This window comes from Sphingomonas sp. Leaf242 (assembly GCF_001422045.1).
Taxonomy (GTDB): domain Bacteria; phylum Pseudomonadota; class Alphaproteobacteria; order Sphingomonadales; family Sphingomonadaceae; genus Sphingomonas.
Window position 1 is genome coordinate 672,439 of the sequence record NZ_LMLW01000001.1, and the last position, 16,684, is coordinate 689,122.

Sequence of the window (16,684 nt, forward strand, 5' to 3'; positions counted from 1 at the left end):
ATCAAGAACAGCCGCGCCTGTTACTCTGGGCTCCTGCGTTCGCAGGAGAACCGGAGCGTTCTCACCTTACGCGCTGGTCCGATCAGCCTCGGTTAATCCACGCTAACCGCCTCGCCGTTGCCGCCTTCCGGCCCGCATGCTAAATGCGCGCGCTTGGGGCACAGGGTGAAATCGGAAATTCGATGAAGATTGCTGCACTTCCGAGTCGATTCACCGTCCAGTGAGCGTCGACCAGACCGCCGCGGCCTCGACCGTGCCACCCGCCAATCTCGATCTCGAGACGGGGCATCACAACTCTGACGGCATGCTGAAGCTCGCCTTCGGTGCGATCGGCATCGTCTTCGGCGATATCGGCACCAGCCCGCTCTACGCCTTCCGCGAGACCTTCGCCGGCCACCATAAGCTCGCGCTCGACGCGGCGCACATCATGGGCGTCATCAGCCTAATGTTCTGGTCGATGATGATCGTCGTGACGGTCAAATACGTCATCATCATCATGCGCGCCGACAACAAGGGCGAGGGCGGCAGTTTGGCGCTTCTCGCGCTCGTCTCGGGCAAGACCAAGACGAAGCGCTGGAGCAAGGGCATCATCCTGCTCGGGGTGTTCGCGACGGCATTGTTCTACGGCGACAGCATGATCACGCCCGCGGTGTCGGTACTGTCCGCAGTTGAGGGCCTCGCCGTCGCCGCGCCCGCATTCGGCGGCCTCGTGCTGCCGATCGTGATCGTGATCCTGATCGCGCTGTTCTGGGTGCAGAAGAGCGGCACCGCGCGGATCGGCCTCGTGTTCGGACCGATCATGCTGGTGTATTTCAGCGTCATCGCGGTGCTCGGCATCCTCAGCATCGTCCAGACTCCCGGCGTGCTCTGGGCGCTGTCGCCGCACTACGCGGTCGAGTTCTTCATCATCGACCCCGAGCGCGCCTTCCTGGCGCTCGGCTCGGTCGTGCTCGCGGTCACCGGTGCGGAAGCGCTGTACGCGGACATGGGCCATTTCGGGCGCAAGCCGATCGGCCTGTCGTGGCTGTTCTTCGTGCTCCCCGCGCTGATCCTCAACTACATGGGGCAGGGCGCGCTGCTGTTTCGCGAGGGTCGCGAGGCGCTGATCAGCCCGTTCTACAACCTTGCCCCCGAAAGCCTCCAGCTTCCGCTCGTCATCCTCGCGACGATGGCCGCGGTGATCGCGTCGCAGGCGGTGATCTCCGGTGCGTTCTCGGTGACGCAGCAGGCGATCCAGCTCGGCTTCATCCCGCGCCTCCGGATCGAGCACACCAGCGCCTCGACCGCCGGCCAGATCTACATCCCGCTCGTCAACGGCGCGCTGATGGTGATGGTAATCCTGCTCGTGCTGTTCTTCCGCACCTCGTCGAACCTGACGAGCGCGTACGGAATCGCGGTGACCGGCGCGATGTTCATCGACACGTGCCTGCTCGGCGTCGTGCTGTTCCGCCTCTGGAACTGGCCGAAGATCGCTGCGATCCCATTGCTGGCGATCTTCTTCACCGTCGATGGCGCCTATTTCGCGGCTAACCTCACCAAGGTACCCGCCGGCGGCTGGTTCCCGCTGCTGGTCGGTTTCATCATCTTCACCTTCCTGACGACCTGGTCGAAGGGGCGGCAGCTGATGATCGACCGGATGCACGAGGCGGCGATGCCGATTAAGGTGTTCATCGGCTCGGCGGCGAGTTCGGCGTCGCGCGTGCCGGGGACCGCGGTGTTCATGACCTCGACCGCGGATGGCGTGCCGCACGCGCTGCTCCACAATCTCAAGCACAACAAGGTGTTGCACGAGCGCGTCATCTTGCTTACCGTGAAGATCGTCGGCCAGCCCTATTGGCCCGCCAACGACCGTGCGGTGCGCGAGGAGCTTGGCGACGGCTTCCACCGCCTCGTGCTGCGCTACGGCTTCATGGAAGATGCCGACGTGCCCGCTGCGCTGCGCCAGGTCCATAATTGCGGTGCGGACTTCAAGATGATGGACACCAGCTTCTTCCTGTCGCGCCAGACGCTGCTCGCATCGGACAAGCCCGGCATGATGATCTGGCGCGAGAAGCTGTTCGCGTGGATGCTGCGCAATGCGGAGAGCGCGATGGAGTTCTTCCGCCTGCCGACGAATCGCGTGGTCGAGCTGGGTAGTCAGGTCGAGATTTGATGGGCCACCTCGTAAGCCTCAGCGTAACAAGCACGCATCTTTTTCCGACAGTAGCTCCCCCCCGGCGCAGGCCGGGGCCCAATTGGAGAGGTCTTGGTAACGGAGCGCGACCCTCGTCATCGACGTTTCCCAATTGGACCCCGGCCTCCGCCGGGGGGGAGCCTCTATGACGGCTAGTCCAACCGAAGTAGCCCCGATCATCGTCACCGCGCTATTCGGCCGCCAGGACACCGCGTTTTTCGATGCCATGCGCCGCGAGCATTTTCCGCCCGAGCGCAACCAGCTCGACGCGCACCTGACGCTGTTCCACCACCTGCCGCCCTCGGGCCTCGACGAGCTCAAGCACCGCCTCAACCAGGAAACGCGCGGCATCCGGGCTCCACAGGCGCGTGTGGGCGGCCTGATGTCGCTAGGGCGGGGTGTCGCCTACCGGATCGAGTCCCCAGAACTGGTTGGTATCCGTGCGCGCCTTGCCGACGCGTTCACCGGCATGCTCACCCCGCAGGACGCCGGCGGGTGGCGGCCTCACGTCACCATCCAGAACAAGGTCAGCCCGCAGGTCGCCAAGCTCCTGCTCGGGAACCTGCAGCGCGATTTCACCCCGCAAGACGTAGAAATCGCCGGTCTTGGCGCGTGGTGGTACCGCGGCGGACCATGGGAAGCGATTTCCCGGCACATGTTCGCTTGACCGCCTCGAAACCGCTTCCTATAGGCCGCGCCTCGCAGGGAAGAACGCTTCCCTGACGGACGGTACGGCGAAGTAGCTCAGTTGGTTAGAGCACGGGAATCATAATCCTGGGGTCGGGGGTTCAAGTCCCTCCTTCGCTACCATACTTACGTAGACAGCGGTACACAGCAGTCTACCTGCCCTTGCAAATCATCCATTTCCGCCCTTCATATTGGCCTGTCAGGTCCATGGCGGTATCCCCGCGTCTACCATGCGACATGGCACAATCCATGGCATCGGCTCTCGGTGCACATGGTATCGGAGCAATGCCATGCTGACTGATGCGAAAATCAAAGCTCTGAAGGGCAAGGACGCTTCCTACCGGGTGAGCGACGCTGGCAGTCTCTACGTCCAGGTTAGCCCGTCCGGTGGCCGCCATTGGCGGATGAACTACACGTACGGTCGTAGTGCCAAGGATCCGACCAAGCCGGCGCAGAAGACGCTGAGCTTCGGATCCTACCCGGCCGTTACGTTGGTCGAGGCCCGCAAGCGCCGCGACGAGGCGAAGGCGCAGCTGGCGGCCGGCAACGATCCCGCGATCGAGAAGAAGACATCACACGGTGAGCGCGCCGCATCGAACGCCAACACGCTGAGGGTAATCAGTGAGCGCTGGTACACGCTGAAAAAGAAAACGTGGGTGCCGAAGCATGCCGAGAAGGTGTGGGCGAGCCTCGTCGAGAATATCTTCCCGGCAATCGGCGACCTGCCGATCACGTCGATCAAGGCGCCCAAACTGCTCGCCGTCCTAAACGATGTCGAGGCGCGGGGGGCGGTAGAGACCGCCCACAGGCTCCGCCAGCGCCTGTCTGGCGTCTTTGCCTACGCGATTGCCGCCGGCATCGCTGACAACGACCCAGCGGCCTCGCTAGGCAAGGTTCTTAGCGCCAAGCCCCGAGTAAAGCCGCAGCCCTCGATTATCGACGGCATTCGCGACCAGCCCGGGCGAATCGAGGCGACGCGTGAGATGCTTGCAAAGTGTGAGGCCGAGCGTTGCCGAGCCACTACGAAGCTTGCGCTGCGCCTGCTCGCCCTGACCGCGGTCCGACCGGGTGAACTCGGTGGCGCGCGGTGGGCTGAGTTCGAGGGGCTCGACGGCACTGCGCCGCTCTGGCGTATCCCGGCGGCGCGCATGAAAGGCGACGAGGATCGGAAGATGGAGGCAGAGGGCGATCACCTCGTACCGCTCTCGGCGCAGGCTGTCGCGATCCTGCGCGTGCTGAAGCCGCTTACCGGTGATCTGACACTGGTATTCCCCGGCGAGCGTCACCTGCACAAGCCGATCTCGGAGAACACGCTGCGTCAGCTGCTGATTCGAGCCGGTTACTATCAGCGCCATGTGCCGCACGGTTTCCGCGCGGCATTCAGCACGATCATAAACGAGCGGCTCAAAGAAGAGGGGAAGGGCGACGATCGCGCCGTGGTCGACCTGATGCTTGCGCATGTGCCAAAGGACAAGGTCGAGGGCGCTTACAACAGGGCGGCTTACATGCCCCGGCGGCGCGAGATCGCGCAGGAGTGGGCGGACTTGCTTCTTGACGGTTTCGTGCAGCCAGAGGCGCACCTTGGCCAGCCAATCCGGCATGCGGCGACGGGGCCGGGACGGCGAGCTAACGATCCCCACGCGTTTTATTCTGATGGGGAAGGGCCGGAGTGGGGTGCTTGAACGGTTTCCTATGATCAGAATTAGGAACTTGCAAACGCGTGCACGGCAAACGATGAGTGCGGACGCATCGAAGGGGTAACGGCAGATGGAGAGCAGCGCAAAGCGCCTTACGGAGGTTCATATCGAGAACTTCCTGTCGCTTCGCGACGTTGATGTCACGCTCGAGCCGCTCAACGTGCTGGTTGGTCCTAACGGCGCTGGCAAGACTAACCTTTTGAAGGCTTTCCAATTTTTAGGAGAGATTGCACGTCGCGAGTTAGTGCCGGCCGTCGAGGCGATCGGCGGTTATGACGATCTATTCTATCGCGGCATAAACCCATCTGGGACAACGATAAAGATCAGCCTAAAAGGCCTTATTACCAAATATGCGACTGAAAACGCGCCAGACGAATACAAGCTTTCATTCTGGAGGCGTAAAGGCCGCACCGTCAAACTGGCTGACGATCGGCTAGTCCGTACTCCTGAATTTCTCCAGCGCTTTGAAGAGATACGCTTCAAACGTTTTGCCGGACAGGGACGTCGCATCACCCTACAAGGCGGTAAGGCGACTGTAGTAACCACGCTGGGGAAGAAGCAGTCCGGTCCGCAAGCGTCGACCTCAATAGAAATTGAGGGTGGGGCTACTGGTTTGGGAACGTTGCGTCGGTTCGGGGAAACCTACGGATCAAGCGAATGGAACAGCTTCGCCGCCTTGGTTGAGGACCTTAGACTTTTTGAAATTGATGTCGAGCAAGCACGGTCGGCGAGCGCGTCAACTGGAGAACGCCTCAGCGCCAAAGGCAATAACGTTGCCGCATTCCTACACCGGCTGTCATTAGATTCTCCAGCTGTATTCGATCGCGTAAAGGACGATGTACGTTTTGTCCTGCCAGGTTTCGAAGATTTTGTATTTACCCAAATTGGGGGCGCAAGTGATGCTATTCGCCTCGATTTAAAGGAGCAGCATTTACGAGACACCACGCCGCTCGGCCGGGCATCCTTCGGCACGATCCGTGCGATTGCCCTTTTTGCGATGCTCAACGATCCCGCGCCTCCAGCACTTACCTGTCTTGAAGAAATAGATCACGGGATGCACCCTCACGCCTTGGATCGGGTGGTCGAACGCCTTCGAGATGCTTCCCAAGCAACTCAAATTCTTGTTGCGACTCATTCTCCCGCGTTGGTCAATCGATTGGATCCAAGCGAATTGATCGTTGTCGAAAGAGACCCCGATTCAGCTGCTAGTCGTGTGTTCCGCCCATCGCCGGACATGATCAGCGAGATTCAAACGGCAACTGGATACGATCTTGGCGAGCTTTGGTTCTCCGGCTTGATAGGCGGAGGACTATAAGATGGCCCAAGCGTTGGCACTTATATTCGGCGAAAGCTCAAACGATACCAACGCGCTTCGCCATCTCATCCCTGCGTTGTTGCCGCCGGAAGTAATTCCATTGTGCCGCGCCGTTCGAGAGCCGGGCACGCTTTCGCGGAATGCCGCGGTGCCAAAGCGAAAAGCGGTCGCCCAGGCAATTGCGATAGTCGCCAAGTACGAGGCTCGCAGCAGAACCGTTGCGGTGGTCGCTCACGAAGACTGCGACGCAATCGAAGATGCACATTTAGGTCGGATGGCTAGTATCAAGGCGGAACTTTCGAAAGCGGGCGTAACGCATCCTATTGCGGCAGCTCCCGCGTGGGAAATGGAGGCCTGGTGGATGCTATTTCCTGAGGCATTGCGAGCGGTCCGGAAATGTTGGGCAGAGGTGGATTTTGGAGGTCGAAACGTCGGCACGATAACCGATGCAAAGGAAGTTTTGCGCCGCGCGCTACGCCCTAGTGTAGGGGCCAATAAGTGCCCCGACTATGCAGAGTCTGACTCCGTACGTATCGCGGAAGAGATAGGCCGGCTCGGCCTCGGCCGTGATGACGGCCGCCTTAAAAGGTCGAAGTCGCTGACCGCGTTCCGAGACGATTTAGCGCTGGCGTTTGCTCGGGCTTGAGGAGCAATTGGTGTCACCGCGCAGGCTACTATCAGCGCTACGTCCCACACGGTTTTCGCGCGGCGTTCAGCACGATTATGAATGAGCGGCTGAAAGAGGAAGGAAAGGGCGACGATCGCGCGGTCGTCGACCTGATGCTTGCGCACGTACCGAAGGATAAGGTCGAAGGAGCTTACAACCGAGCCGCCTATATGCCCCGGCGGCGCGAGCTCGCGTATGAGTGGGCTGATCTATTACTGGATGGCTTTGTGCCACCCGGGAATCATTTGGGACAACCGATGCGATATGCGGCGACGGGCGCGGGGCGGGGCTAATGGCAGCCTCCAAGAAGCGCAGGGAACGGTTTTTTGAAGAGCACCCGAAATGCTGTTTTTGTGCCGGACTAAACGATGCGGTGGAAGAGGATCACCAGCCGGGACGGGTGTTTTTTCTCGAACGGAAATGGCCGGAGGGGTTCGTCTTTCCGTCGTGTATCCCCTGCAATCGGGTGTCCCGCGAAGCTGAAAATAGGCTTTCAGTGCTGATCGCGAACGTCGAAGGGCCCGAGGCAGAGGAAGCATATCGCAAGCGCGTAGATTCAGTCCGGTCGAATTACCCAGGGGTCATTCCTTCTCTGCTGCAGATGTCCGGCAATCAGAAACGCACTTTCGTGAAAAGGCGGGGTTTAACGTTACCGTCCGGAGTGGCTGCATCTGACCTGCCGATCGTACACATAAAGCCCGAAATTTGGCTCAATGACCTTGAGATGTTGGGGCGAAAACTTATGCTTGCGCTGCACTATCAAACGCATCGACGGCCGCTGCCTTTAGATGGCGCAATTTGGCTACGGATAATTACTAACGGCCAAGATCCAGGAGAGGAGTGGATGCAGAGAGCAAGGGGCCTAGCTAATATTTCTGTGACGCCCGCGCGTGCTCGTCAGTTCCTTCACGAGCAGTTCTCCATCCGCTACACATCGGCCAATGAACCGCGCATGGGTTTCTATATCGCAACCTTACAGAAGACATTTATCTTCATGGGGCTGGCCACGGAGCGGCCAGACTTACACACTGATCTCGGCGAAAAGAAGTTGCTTCGCCCTTTCATCTGGCCTGTCCCAAGTAGCTAGACGAACGGGCGTTTTCCACTTTTGTCCGCCATGCGCGTACCTCGCTCTCGACCCATCGCGTCGCAATTCCACCTGGCTTGCATGGCTTCGGGAACCGCTCCGTACTGACCAGGCGGTAAACCATCGCCTTGCTCAGGCCAGTAATCTCCAGAACCTGCGCCAATCGCAGGAGACGATTGTTCAACAGGTCGGTCGTGGCCTCAACCATTCACGTTCTCCCCGGTTGGCACGATCTTCACCCGCGCTACCTCTTGCAGGATCACGAACGTCGAATCCGGCATAAGGCCGAGCAGTCGGCCGGCCTCGGCCTCAGCGGCGGCGAACGACGGGTGACGGAAGCGCGGCGGCCGGACGCGGTGCGTCTTCGCTTCTTCGGTACCGCCAGCGCCGCCGCCGCGCTTGAGCGCGTTGCCGGCCTTGCGGAACAAGAGGAACTTGCCGGCGAAGCTTTTCGTGTCGAGGGCGCGCGCGGACTTCGATCGGTCTGCCGGCGTCGGCAAGGCGATCGGGGGCGTTGTGGTGTCGGTCATCGTGCATTCCTTGTTAGTGGCACGCCGGAGCGGCTGGTTTGATCTTGTTCGCGGCGGATCTCCGCTGCGATCTTCTGCGCGGTTCCGACGATCCTCTCATCGAGCGCGTTGCCAGGCTGCGGCAGGGCCTGAGCGACCAACTGCACGAACCTGCAGGCCTGTTCGGAGGCGGGCGTCACGCGGCGTCGCCCGGATCATCGCCCAGGAACAGCTTGCGCCATTCATCCCAAAGGCGGGCGGTCTCGCCGGCCAGGCGCTGGCGAGCAGCGCTATCGGCAGGCGTGTCTGTCGTGAGGTCGATATGCCGGTACATGTAGTGGAAGCGCAGGGCTGCGGCGTCGAAAGCTGCCCAGGCGAGATCTACCGGCGACGTTGTTGTGGCGAGGCGGATCATGCCGCCACCTCATCTGCAACGGCTTCATATCGGCCGCACCAATCGATCGCGCTGGTCGCAGGGAAACGGCTAGCGCTGACAAGATCGAGCGGCATCATGTCGGGATCGGTCTGTTGGCCGTAGGCGAGCGCCGGCATGAGCGGCTTGACGATGACCTCAACCAAGCGAGGCGGCTCGCGGCGGCACGATCCGAAACCCCAGTCGGCATCGTGCGGATCGCGGTTCGACATATCCTCGAGCCAGAAGCGGCATTTATTGCAGCGTTCGGCGGGCAAGCTGTCCGTCATGGGGTCACCACCAAAATGAGATCGAAGACCGCCCAGAAGGCGGGGGCGATCGCGACGATCATCGCGGCACCGCCGTGGGTGAGGCCAGTGCCGAGCACGGGCTTTCGGAGAATGGCGATCATGACGCGCAGGCCATCGCGCGCGCGATGCGGCTTGGTTCATTCGCCACGATGTACGCGCCGACAGCTGCGCTACGTGCCGTCCCGAATCCGCCGCCGTTTCCGGTCAGCAAGCGCTGGACGCGCTGCTCGCGTTCGATCTGGACCGGGCCACCGCCAGCGCCGCCCATGCCAACCCAAAGCGCCTGCCCTTCGTCCGGTCCGATAACGACCGTAACCGCGAGGCCAGCGCGATCGGCCGCAGCGAGCCATGCGGCGGGTTCGAAGTCCAGCCGCCCGAGCGCCATCAAGCAGCACCCCAAGTCGGTATCGTGGAGATCGCGGAAATATGCTTCCTGCGCGGCTCCGTCGTTAATGCCGAGCCCTTCACCCAACTGGCGCCGCTCAATCTCGAAGGGGAAGCCTCCGGGCTCCGCACCCCAATTAGTTCCGCCATGCTCGCCGAGCATCTCGACGAACACTTTCGTCAGGAAATCACCGGGCGTGAAACACGGCGCTGCGTGCAGAGCAAGGCCCGCGGCAGACGCCGCGTCGCCCAGATGTTTGCCGTGCTCGTCCGAACCGTCGTGGTCTTCATTCACAGCCCGCACGGCTTCCCGCCAAACGTCGAATAGCTGAGACATGCCGGGGCTCACGCAGGGTCGCTGCTGCTCCATGAGATCGCGCTCGATCTGCGCCATGTACCGGGGGTAGTGGTCGGTCCAGCCTGCTCCGACGTCGCGCGTCCGCATGACCTCGAGCTTGCGCAAAATCTCGGTCGGCGTGAAAGCAGGCGCGATCAGGAAGTCTTCGAGCGTTGAATATTCCAGCTTGCCTGCGGATTCTTCGGCGGCACTACGATCTTCATTGCGAGGCGGATCATCATCGGCGAAAACGTCATGAGCGGCGTAGGCATCGCGCCATGCGGTGAGACGGGCTGCAAACTCGGGTGTGGTGTGGAAGCGCATCAACGTGCTCCTTCAGGCGCGGCGGCGTAGAGGCGGCCGATAAGGAAAGCGGTGTCGCGGGCGAGCCAGGGCAAGGCGTAGTCGATGCCCTCGGCAGCCATGATCTTCATCTTGCGAAGATACGCGTCGTGGTCGGGAGCTATGGTTCGCAAGAGTGCGTTCAGCGCGACACCGCTCCGGTCTATCATGTGGTTCTGCACCTGCTCGGTGGCGTCATCGGCATTGACGGCGGGGCCTTCATGCTCACCGCGCGCACGCGCCTCCAGCGCTACCGGATCGGTAACCGCCCGAGCCGCGCCAGCTTTTGTCAGGTCCGCTTCCGCGCGCTCGTAGGCTGCCAGAGCCTGTTCCCAGTCGAAGTGGTAGAGCTCATGGATGGCGTGGACCATCTGCCGCTGATCGCCGTTGAGTTCTTTGATGCGGCGATAGACTGCGATGAAGCCGCCCTCGCTCATAGCGCGGTCGATCCATCGATCGCATTCGCGGGTGAGCAAAGTCTGCAACCGGGCGATGATGCCGGGAATGGTCGAGGCGTGATTGTCGTGGATCTGATCCTCGACAGCGATGATCCGCTCGTCGGAAGCGGCTATCTCCTCTTCGGGCGCGTCCGGCTTGCCGTCGAACGAATAGACCCACGCCCGCTGGCGGTGCACCTCGTCCTGCGCCTCAAGGATCGTGCTATCTGCGCTGTCCGGGTCGAACGTGGGGATGATGAATGGCGCGATCATGCCGCGTCCTCCCCATTGTACCAGCGGATCAGCTGCGCGGCCTGTTCGTCCTGCTTGTACGGCTGGAACTTCGGCGTCCGCCCGATGAAAAGCGAAAACGTGACGCCGAAGCCTTCGAAGCCGATCGAGGCGGCGCGGCCTTCGCCTGCGCAGTCCCAGCGCTCGATCAGATTTTCACGATCGAAAGTAAAGCCGGGCTCAATCCGGCGCCAGAACGCCTTCAGGCGTTGGGCAAAGTTCGACTGTTCGCGCACCGAGGGCGCGCGTTGTGCTTCGGCGGCCATAAGCCATCCTCCCTGCAATGATGGAACAGGGCGATTGGCGGAGGTCGGAGCCTGATATCAGAGCTCGCGGCACGCTTTCCGGTCCTGCTTTATCAGGCGGGACCGGAAGCGTCGTTTGAACGTGCGCACCAGATCGCCTGATGAGCACTCAATACCTTAAGTATCGGTAAACTGCAATACAAAATGTACCGTCATTTAGCTGGTTGGCCGATCCAGAGGACCTGGCCCCAGATTCTAAGGTCCTTGAGCGCTATGCGGATCGAGGTATCCGCTGCTCGCAACAGCTCTACGGTTCCGTCGGGATGTCGGAACATTTCGCTAACCCCTGCAAACCCGGCGTAGGTGTAAAGCATCAGAGCGCCTTGGCGGCCGATCCTTGGGCCGGCCTGATCAACAAGTAAAATAGCGCCAAGATCGATCTCTCTCGCATCAACACGGGTATCAACACGAATGGCTTTAAAAGTGAGGGGCGTGGTGCTGCGTCCAGGAGCAACCTGCTCGATAACGCTAGCGTCAAGTGCGAATGTTTCTTTGAACATGTGATTTACGTAATCATCGTTAAGCGCCGATAGGGGCGAACTATCCAAGATGACGACCCCGAACTCTTTGGCTACCTTATCGTTAAATTCTCTAAGCGACTCAGCTTCCGCATCGGTATATATTAGGCTTTGAATTTCATCAGCATGACTTCGCCGGTCACGGTCCGTCAGTCCTAGTAGCCAGCTAGCAGACACGCCGTAAGCGCGGGCATAAATCTCAGCTATCTTTGTCGGGTAGTTCCGAGTGCCATTCTCGTGATGACGATACGTCCCCTCCGACCAACCATTCACTCGAGCGGCATCAGCCGCGCTGCTGTAGCCTGCCTGCTCGCGAGCAAGGCGCAGTCTGTCAGACGGTTTTTCGTCGGGTAACGCTGTCATGTCAGTCCTATTTGTATCATACGGTACAGGCTGTATTGCTAATAGCCGATACTTAAGGTATCGTTACTCCATGACTGCGATCGATACAATTTTTGCTGCATGGCCGTCCGCGAAGGCGATGGCCGATGACATTCGGCTTAGAGATGTGACCGTTCGCCAGTGGCGGAACAGATCGGGTGCAATTCCTCCGCGTTACTGGGAGCGCATACAGCGCGCAGCCCTCTTGCGTGGGGTGACGCTACCTATTGAGTTATTTGTGCCGTCGGGCGTCGTAGCTTCGCCAGCCCCTAAGCTGACGAAGTAGGTCGCGTGCAATCTCATTCGAGTATCGCGTTGCCCCGCAACGTTGAGGCCGAAGCTGCGCTCCTTGGCGCGATGATGATCGACAACCGGATCGCCGACGAAGTGTTCGGACGGGTCGAGCCTGCTCATTTCTTCGAGCCCGTGCATGGCCGCATCTTCGCCGCGATCACAGGCATGCGCCGCAAGGACATGCTCGTGACGCCGGTGACGTTGCGGCCCATGTTCGACGCCGATGAGGGGATGGCAGCGCTCGGCGGCCCTTCATACCTGGGCGGGCTGACGGGTAGCGGGGCGGGCCTAATCGGGGCCCGCCAGTTCGCCCAGCAAATATACGACCTCGCCGCACTTCGGGCGCTGATCGAGGTCGGCAGGACGCTGGTCGAGCGCGCAATGGATACCTCGGAGGAAATCAACCCGCGCGCGCAGATCGAGGCGGCCGAAACGCTGCTCGCATCCGTTGCGATCGGCGGCGCGGCGGCGGCGCCCAAGCCGGTCGGTTTGGGGCAGGCGTGGGATAGTGCGATCCGGAAGGCGAAAGCCGTCGCGAACGGCACTGCATCGCGCGGCGCAATGATCGCGCGCTTCGTCGAGTGGAACGAGATCACCGGTGGAATGTCGCCTGGGCAGTTGATCCTGCTCGGCGGACGTCCGGGCATGGGGAAGACCGCTATCGCCTTGGCGGTTGCCGTCGGAGCCGCGGCCGCGGGATTCGGTGTGCTGTTCATTTCGCGCGAGATGCCGGTCGACCAGCTGATGTTCCGTATCATCGCTGACATGATGTTCGAGGCCGGATCGGCGGTTACCCTCGAGGACGTCATCTCAGGACGGCTGAACGAAGGCGACTTGGTTCTTGCTGAGCGGATCCGCGCACGTATCGATGACTGGCCGTTGGTGTTTGAAGAGCCGCCGCGGTTGAACGTCACGCAGGTCGCGCCACTGATCCGGAAGCACCAGCGCCAGCTGGAGGGGAGGGGGCACGCGCTCGCGATTACGATCGTCGATTACCTCGGGCTGCTTGAGCCTCCAGCGAAGCGCCAGAACCGCGAGCAGGAGATGGGCGACACCAGCAAAGAACTGAAGATGGCCGCGCGGGACACCGGTACCGCGGTCGTCGCGCTCGCGCAGCTGAACCGCGGCGTCGAATCGCGCGACGATAAGCGCCCAATGCTATCGGACCTGCGCGACAGCGGTAGCCTTGAGCAGGACGCCGACACGGTCGTTTTCGCGTACCGCGCCGAGTATTACCTGAAGCAGGCCGAGCCCGACCATCACGACCGTAAGCGCGGCGATTGGGAGATCGAGATGGGTGCCGAACGCGATCGCCTGGACGTCTACAGCGCGAAGGTTCGCCAGGGCGCGACACAGCGCCGGAAGGTCTATTTCTTCGGCGCCCGGCAGGCGGTCCGGGGTGCCGATTACATGCGTGACGGCGGCGGCGCGTCAGCGTGGCCCACATGAGCGAGACGTTTCGCCTCCACCGAGGGTGGATGGACTCGTTCAGACCGCAGCCGTTCACGGAGCGGGAAGCGTTCCTATGGTCGGTGGAGCATGCGGCACTCTACGGCGGCGAGGAACGCCTCGGCATCCCGCACGCGCCGCTCGCGCGCGGCGAGCTTCTGACTGCAGTCCATAAACTCGCGGTAACCTTCGATTGGTCGCAGCCGAAAGTGCGCGGCTTCCTGCGGCGTATGGAACGGGCTGGTGTCTGGCAGGTCCGATCGACCGGCGGGGGCATGCTGATCATCGCAGTGTGCGCGTTTGATGCTCATGCCCCAGAGCCGGAGCCTGCGCGATGAGCGGCTATGCTCGCGCGCATCGCGGCAGGTGGGAGCACCACCTGTTCAAGAACAAACAGGAAGCCGCGGTATGGGCTTGGATGACCGATACGGCGCGGTGGCGCGCGCATTCATTCCAGACCCGGTTCGGCATGGTCCATCTCGAACGCGGGCAGGTTTTCGTGTCGCAGCGGATGCTCGCAGACGATTTCGGGTTGGGCCGGCAGCAGGTCCGCAGACTGTTTTCAGATATGCTGAACGCGGGGATGATAAGCGAAAATTCAACCCATAGCGCGGCCCGAGCTGGGACCATCGTGACCATCGTAAACTATGAACGATACCAGGGTGATACGGCCGATGTTGCCGACCGCAGCGCAGTGGAAAAACCCAAGAGACAACCCAAGGCCAACCCAAAAGCAACCCAAGACCAACCCACAAGAGAATACAGGGAAAAAGGGGAAGACAGGGAAGAAGGATTAAGTCCTTCGGACTCGTCGAGCAGCATGCTGCCCGACCTCCCGCCCAGCCTGCCGATCCACCTTCCGGTCGTCGTGCCTACGAGCGATGCGGTGGACGACGCGTTCGCCGGGTATCAGGCCGTTCGCCGTGAGTTCGTCCCCGGCGCGAAGGCGCTGACGCTCAACGACGTTCGACGGAAGAAGTTGGCCGCTCGGATCGGCGAGGTCGGTGGCAGCGAGGGATGGGGCAGGGTGCTCGCCAGCATCCGCGGGTCGCCGTTCCTGCGCGGCGAGACCGCCCCGAACTATCGGTTCGCTGAGATCGACTGGATCCTCGAGCCTAAGAATCTCCTGAAGATCACCGAAGGCAATTACGATGAACGATCTAGCGTTGACCGCGCACGGACACCTGCTCGATCCTCCCCCCTTGACGCCATGCGTGCCGCCCGCGCTGCTGTCGGCCTTGGCGGACCGTAGTTTCGTGTTCGATGGGTCGCCCGCCTGGACTCCCGAACATGCGCGCCGCGTGCTCGCTCAAGTGGGAAGCGAGGCCGAAGCAGTACGCGTGCTGGGCGCGCTTCAGCGCAGCGCGGTGCCGGTACCGCGTGAATGGCTCGGCGACCGGCTGACGATCCTCTGGACCCTTTTCATGGCGTCACGATCGCAGGCCGATCCTGAATTGCTGACGCTCTGGCTGTCGGAGCACCTTCGGCTGTTGGCGGACCTGCCGCACGATATCGCGGCGCTCGCCATCGACCGAGCCGTCCAGTCGGCACGACATGGGTTCATTCCCTCTATCGGAGAGATGCGTTCCACAGCGGAGCCGCTCGTCGCCGAGCGTGCGCGGATGATTGAACGACTTCAGCAGGTGGTTGGGACTGACGAATGAGCATTGATATGATCAAGGCCGGCACCCGCGTGCGGATAAATGCCCCTGGTTACGCGATCGACGGGGAGGTTGGCACTGTGAGGTTCGACGGCGGCGGGGTCGTCGACTTGGACAACGGCAAGGTGGCCGCTGTCGATGATAGCGAGATGAAGCCTCTGGTAGATCAAAGCCTGCGCTGGTGTATCCTGCGCACTTCCGGCGGTCGCACGCTGGCTTTGGCAGATTCGCTGACCAAAGCGGGGATTGAAGCGTGGAGTCCTCGAAAGACGCTGAAACGGGTAAAGGCGGGAGTGAAGCCCCGCCTAGACGGCACGCGGCCCTTGATCGAAGTCGACGCCGCGATCCTGCCAACGTTCGTTTTCGCCAGGGCGCGCGACCTGCCATTGCTCGTGCGGGTCGCATGCGCCAATATTACGCCTCACCCGCCGTTCTCAATCTTCCGTCACGGCGGCCGTTACCCTGAGATTGCAGACGCATCGGTGCTTGGTCTGCAAGATGCGGAGCGTGAGGCGGCCGCCGCCATCGCGGCGATCCGTGCCGCCGAGACAAGGGAGGAAGCCGAACGCATACGTAGGGCCGCGATGAAGACTGAGCGCGAGCGGATACATGCGATGCGCATAAGCGAGGCTGAACGGCGCAAGGCGTTGCGCGACGAACGCGGCGACTTCGATGCTGGGCAAAAGGTTCAGGTCGAAGATGTGCCGGCTTTTACTGGCATGACGGGTGTGGTCGAAAGTAGCGACGGTCGGTCGGCTGTCGTCGTGTTTGGAGGTATGCTCGTCATCGCTGTGGAGGCTTGGCAACTCGCCCGCGCTTGAGTATATGCGGTGGCAGTTCTTCGGGACGCCACCGCTCAAGCGGTCACGGGGCTAGACGATCTGGGGCTTTGTACCTTGCGCTCCCCACTACCGATCGCGGGAGCTCAGCTTCCGACGATTTTAGGGTCGTACCCGACTAGGCTGATGCAGTTCAAGATTCGTACTTCCGGAACTTGCAACTGAACTTCGTGCTTTCGAGTATATATGTTCTGGTTGATGATGGCTGAACCGCTTTTGCGGTTCACCGCCGTGGATTTAGTGGGGGGCGTGTAAGCGCTCGACCAGCAAAGGTATTGTTATTATCGGTGGGCGCTCAAGGAGAGTGCTTAATGGTCATGCTGGTTAAAAGCTTCACTGTCTCAAATTCCCTGACAGTCACGCACACTACGAACGGCCGAGAGACGGGTAAGACGATCCACTCTGAGCCGGGCGTGCGAGCCGAGCTCATGCTGCAATCGAACGATAAGTGGAAGGTTCGGGCTAACCCAAGCGGCGCACACGTCAGCTTGTCGATCGACATCGATCAGCCGCCCAACCTAAACCCATCTGAAATGCGGGTGTGGATCCGAGACCAACTCATTGAACTTCTTGCGGATCCCGTCCGAG

General features: G+C 61.3%; 22 protein-coding genes and 1 tRNA gene. 13 read left to right on the forward strand and 10 right to left on the reverse strand.

What is annotated here, in order from left to right; translation table 11 throughout:
- Positions 1-253: 253 nt before the first annotated feature.
- The 8 genes from ASF09_RS03085 to ASF09_RS20020 all read left to right on the forward strand — a co-directional run bounded on the left by ASF09_RS03085 (position 254) and on the right by ASF09_RS20020 (position 7,626).
- Entirely contained in the window at positions 254-2,152 is a 1,899-nt protein-coding gene (locus ASF09_RS03085; protein ID WP_060524961.1) for a potassium transporter Kup, read from the forward strand.
- 166 nt (positions 2,153-2,318) lie between these two features.
- The gene (locus tag ASF09_RS03090) at positions 2,319-2,840 is read left to right on the forward strand and encodes a 2'-5' RNA ligase family protein (protein WP_060524454.1); all 522 of its coding nucleotides are present in this window, start codon (positions 2,319-2,321) and stop codon (positions 2,838-2,840) included.
- A gap of 66 nt (positions 2,841-2,906) precedes the next feature.
- A tRNA-Met gene (locus tag ASF09_RS03095) sits at positions 2,907-2,983 on the forward strand.
- Between the two features lie 167 nt (positions 2,984-3,150).
- Positions 3,151-4,542, forward strand: coding sequence for a tyrosine-type recombinase/integrase (locus tag ASF09_RS03100; RefSeq protein WP_060524457.1), 1,392 nt, complete (start codon positions 3,151-3,153; stop codon positions 4,540-4,542).
- An 85-nt stretch (positions 4,543-4,627) separates the two neighbouring features.
- Positions 4,628-5,872: an AAA family ATPase gene (locus ASF09_RS03105; RefSeq protein ID WP_060524459.1), complete on the forward strand. Its 1,245-nt coding sequence runs from the start codon at positions 4,628-4,630 to the stop codon at positions 5,870-5,872.
- A 1-nt stretch (position 5,873) separates the two neighbouring features.
- On the forward strand, positions 5,874-6,518 hold the full coding sequence (locus tag ASF09_RS20015) for a hypothetical protein (protein WP_156359148.1): 645 nt from the start codon (positions 5,874-5,876) through the stop codon (positions 6,516-6,518).
- A 77-nt stretch (positions 6,519-6,595) separates the two neighbouring features.
- Positions 6,596-6,832, forward strand: coding sequence for a hypothetical protein (locus ASF09_RS03110; protein ID WP_060524461.1), 237 nt, complete (start codon positions 6,596-6,598; stop codon positions 6,830-6,832).
- Complete coding sequence (locus tag ASF09_RS20020; RefSeq protein WP_156359149.1) at positions 6,832-7,626, forward strand: hypothetical protein; 795 nt, start codon at positions 6,832-6,834, stop codon at positions 7,624-7,626. Before ASF09_RS03110 ends, ASF09_RS20020 begins: the two co-directional genes overlap by 1 nt.
- Here the strand turns inward: ASF09_RS20020 and ASF09_RS21050 are convergent.
- The 10 genes from ASF09_RS21050 to ASF09_RS20535 all read right to left on the reverse strand — a co-directional run bounded on the left by ASF09_RS21050 (position 7,601) and on the right by ASF09_RS20535 (position 12,285).
- The gene (locus ASF09_RS21050; RefSeq protein ID WP_156359150.1) at positions 7,601-7,834 is read right to left on the reverse strand and encodes a helix-turn-helix transcriptional regulator; all 234 of its coding nucleotides are present in this window, start codon (positions 7,832-7,834) and stop codon (positions 7,601-7,603) included. The genes ASF09_RS20020 and ASF09_RS21050 overlap by 26 nt on opposite strands.
- Positions 7,827-8,156 (reverse strand): hypothetical protein, encoded by a 330-nt coding sequence (locus tag ASF09_RS03120; protein ID WP_060524465.1) that lies wholly within the window; start codon positions 8,154-8,156, stop codon positions 7,827-7,829. Before ASF09_RS03120 ends, ASF09_RS21050 begins: the two co-directional genes overlap by 8 nt.
- Positions 8,157-8,331: 175 nt before the next feature.
- Positions 8,332-8,550: a hypothetical protein gene (locus ASF09_RS03130; protein ID WP_060524469.1), complete on the reverse strand. Its 219-nt coding sequence runs from the start codon at positions 8,548-8,550 to the stop codon at positions 8,332-8,334.
- Entirely contained in the window at positions 8,547-8,825 is a 279-nt protein-coding gene (locus ASF09_RS03135; RefSeq protein ID WP_156359151.1) for a hypothetical protein, read from the reverse strand. The genes ASF09_RS03130 and ASF09_RS03135 overlap by 4 nt, the downstream gene beginning before the upstream one ends.
- An 8-nt stretch (positions 8,826-8,833) precedes the next feature.
- Complete coding sequence (locus ASF09_RS21055; RefSeq protein ID WP_268795596.1) at positions 8,834-8,959, reverse strand: hypothetical protein; 126 nt, start codon at positions 8,957-8,959, stop codon at positions 8,834-8,836.
- Positions 8,956-9,903, reverse strand: a complete 948-nt coding sequence (locus ASF09_RS03140) for a hypothetical protein (protein ID WP_060524473.1) — start codon at positions 9,901-9,903, stop codon at positions 8,956-8,958. The genes ASF09_RS21055 and ASF09_RS03140 overlap by 4 nt, the downstream gene beginning before the upstream one ends.
- A complete protein-coding gene (locus tag ASF09_RS03145) occupies positions 9,903-10,631 on the reverse strand; it encodes a hypothetical protein (RefSeq protein WP_060524475.1) in 729 nt (242 codons plus the stop codon). The genes ASF09_RS03140 and ASF09_RS03145 overlap by 1 nt, the downstream gene beginning before the upstream one ends.
- Positions 10,628-10,915, reverse strand: a complete 288-nt coding sequence (locus ASF09_RS03150; RefSeq protein WP_060524477.1) for a hypothetical protein — start codon at positions 10,913-10,915, stop codon at positions 10,628-10,630. The genes ASF09_RS03145 and ASF09_RS03150 overlap by 4 nt, the downstream gene beginning before the upstream one ends.
- Positions 10,916-11,106: 191 nt before the next feature.
- A complete protein-coding gene (locus ASF09_RS20025) occupies positions 11,107-11,835 on the reverse strand; it encodes a helix-turn-helix domain-containing protein (RefSeq protein WP_156359152.1) in 729 nt (242 codons plus the stop codon).
- Between the two features lie 192 nt (positions 11,836-12,027).
- Positions 12,028-12,285, reverse strand: coding sequence for a hypothetical protein (locus tag ASF09_RS20535; protein ID WP_162237208.1), 258 nt, complete (start codon positions 12,283-12,285; stop codon positions 12,028-12,030).
- On the opposite strand from ASF09_RS20535, the gene ASF09_RS03160 reads away from it, so the two are divergent.
- The 5 genes from ASF09_RS03160 to ASF09_RS03180 are packed head-to-tail and all read left to right on the forward strand — an operon-like array spanning position 12,214 to position 16,078.
- Positions 12,214-13,596 (forward strand): DnaB-like helicase C-terminal domain-containing protein, encoded by a 1,383-nt coding sequence (locus ASF09_RS03160; protein WP_235529598.1) that lies wholly within the window; start codon positions 12,214-12,216, stop codon positions 13,594-13,596. The two genes, ASF09_RS20535 and ASF09_RS03160, sit on opposite strands and share 72 nt — an antisense overlap.
- A 29-nt stretch (positions 13,597-13,625) precedes the next feature.
- Entirely contained in the window at positions 13,626-13,934 is a 309-nt protein-coding gene (locus tag ASF09_RS03165) for a hypothetical protein (protein WP_060524483.1), read from the forward strand.
- Positions 13,931-14,848 carry a hypothetical protein gene (locus ASF09_RS03170; RefSeq protein WP_060524485.1) on the forward strand — a complete coding sequence of 306 codons (918 nt, stop codon included), beginning with the start codon at positions 13,931-13,933 and terminating at the stop codon, positions 14,846-14,848. The genes ASF09_RS03165 and ASF09_RS03170 overlap by 4 nt, the downstream gene beginning before the upstream one ends.
- Positions 14,811-15,260, forward strand: coding sequence for a hypothetical protein (locus tag ASF09_RS03175; RefSeq protein ID WP_060524487.1), 450 nt, complete (start codon positions 14,811-14,813; stop codon positions 15,258-15,260). The genes ASF09_RS03170 and ASF09_RS03175 overlap by 38 nt, the downstream gene beginning before the upstream one ends.
- A complete protein-coding gene (locus tag ASF09_RS03180; protein WP_060524489.1) occupies positions 15,257-16,078 on the forward strand; it encodes a hypothetical protein in 822 nt (273 codons plus the stop codon). Before ASF09_RS03175 ends, ASF09_RS03180 begins: the two co-directional genes overlap by 4 nt.
- Positions 16,079-16,684 lie beyond the last annotated feature (606 nt).

What these genes read in the sequence shown, in the direction of transcription:
- ASF09_RS03090 (WP_060524454.1), top strand. Translation starts at nt 2,319, where the DNA reads ATGACGGCTAGTCCAACCGAAGTAGCCCCGATCATCGTCACCGCGCTA.
- ASF09_RS03100 (WP_060524457.1), top strand. Translation starts at nt 3,151, where the DNA reads ATGCTGACTGATGCGAAAATCAAAGCTCTGAAGGGCAAGGACGCTTCC.
- ASF09_RS03105 (WP_060524459.1), top strand. Translation starts at nt 4,628, where the DNA reads ATGGAGAGCAGCGCAAAGCGCCTTACGGAGGTTCATATCGAGAACTTC.
- ASF09_RS20015 (WP_156359148.1), top strand. Translation starts at nt 5,874, where the DNA reads ATGGCCCAAGCGTTGGCACTTATATTCGGCGAAAGCTCAAACGATACC.
- ASF09_RS03110 (WP_060524461.1), top strand. Translation starts at nt 6,596, where the DNA reads ATGAATGAGCGGCTGAAAGAGGAAGGAAAGGGCGACGATCGCGCGGTC.
- ASF09_RS20020 (WP_156359149.1), top strand. Translation starts at nt 6,832, where the DNA reads ATGGCAGCCTCCAAGAAGCGCAGGGAACGGTTTTTTGAAGAGCACCCG.
- ASF09_RS21050 (WP_156359150.1), bottom strand. Translation starts at nt 7,834, where the DNA reads ATGGTTGAGGCCACGACCGACCTGTTGAACAATCGTCTCCTGCGATTG.
- ASF09_RS03120 (WP_060524465.1), bottom strand. Translation starts at nt 8,156, where the DNA reads ATGACCGACACCACAACGCCCCCGATCGCCTTGCCGACGCCGGCAGAC.
- ASF09_RS03130 (WP_060524469.1), bottom strand. Translation starts at nt 8,550, where the DNA reads ATGATCCGCCTCGCCACAACAACGTCGCCGGTAGATCTCGCCTGGGCA.
- ASF09_RS21055 (WP_268795596.1), bottom strand. Translation starts at nt 8,959, where the DNA reads ATGATCGCCATTCTCCGAAAGCCCGTGCTCGGCACTGGCCTCACCCAC.
- ASF09_RS03140 (WP_060524473.1), bottom strand. Translation starts at nt 9,903, where the DNA reads ATGCGCTTCCACACCACACCCGAGTTTGCAGCCCGTCTCACCGCATGG.
- ASF09_RS03145 (WP_060524475.1), bottom strand. Translation starts at nt 10,631, where the DNA reads ATGATCGCGCCATTCATCATCCCCACGTTCGACCCGGACAGCGCAGAT.
- ASF09_RS03150 (WP_060524477.1), bottom strand. Translation starts at nt 10,915, where the DNA reads ATGGCCGCCGAAGCACAACGCGCGCCCTCGGTGCGCGAACAGTCGAAC.
- ASF09_RS20025 (WP_156359152.1), bottom strand. Translation starts at nt 11,835, where the DNA reads ATGACAGCGTTACCCGACGAAAAACCGTCTGACAGACTGCGCCTTGCT.
- ASF09_RS03160 (WP_235529598.1), top strand. Translation starts at nt 12,214, where the DNA reads ATGATCGACAACCGGATCGCCGACGAAGTGTTCGGACGGGTCGAGCCT.
- ASF09_RS20535 (WP_162237208.1), bottom strand. Translation starts at nt 12,285, where the DNA reads ATGCACGGGCTCGAAGAAATGAGCAGGCTCGACCCGTCCGAACACTTC.
- ASF09_RS03165 (WP_060524483.1), top strand. Translation starts at nt 13,626, where the DNA reads ATGGACTCGTTCAGACCGCAGCCGTTCACGGAGCGGGAAGCGTTCCTA.
- ASF09_RS03170 (WP_060524485.1), top strand. Translation starts at nt 13,931, where the DNA reads ATGAGCGGCTATGCTCGCGCGCATCGCGGCAGGTGGGAGCACCACCTG.
- ASF09_RS03180 (WP_060524489.1), top strand. Translation starts at nt 15,257, where the DNA reads ATGAGCATTGATATGATCAAGGCCGGCACCCGCGTGCGGATAAATGCC.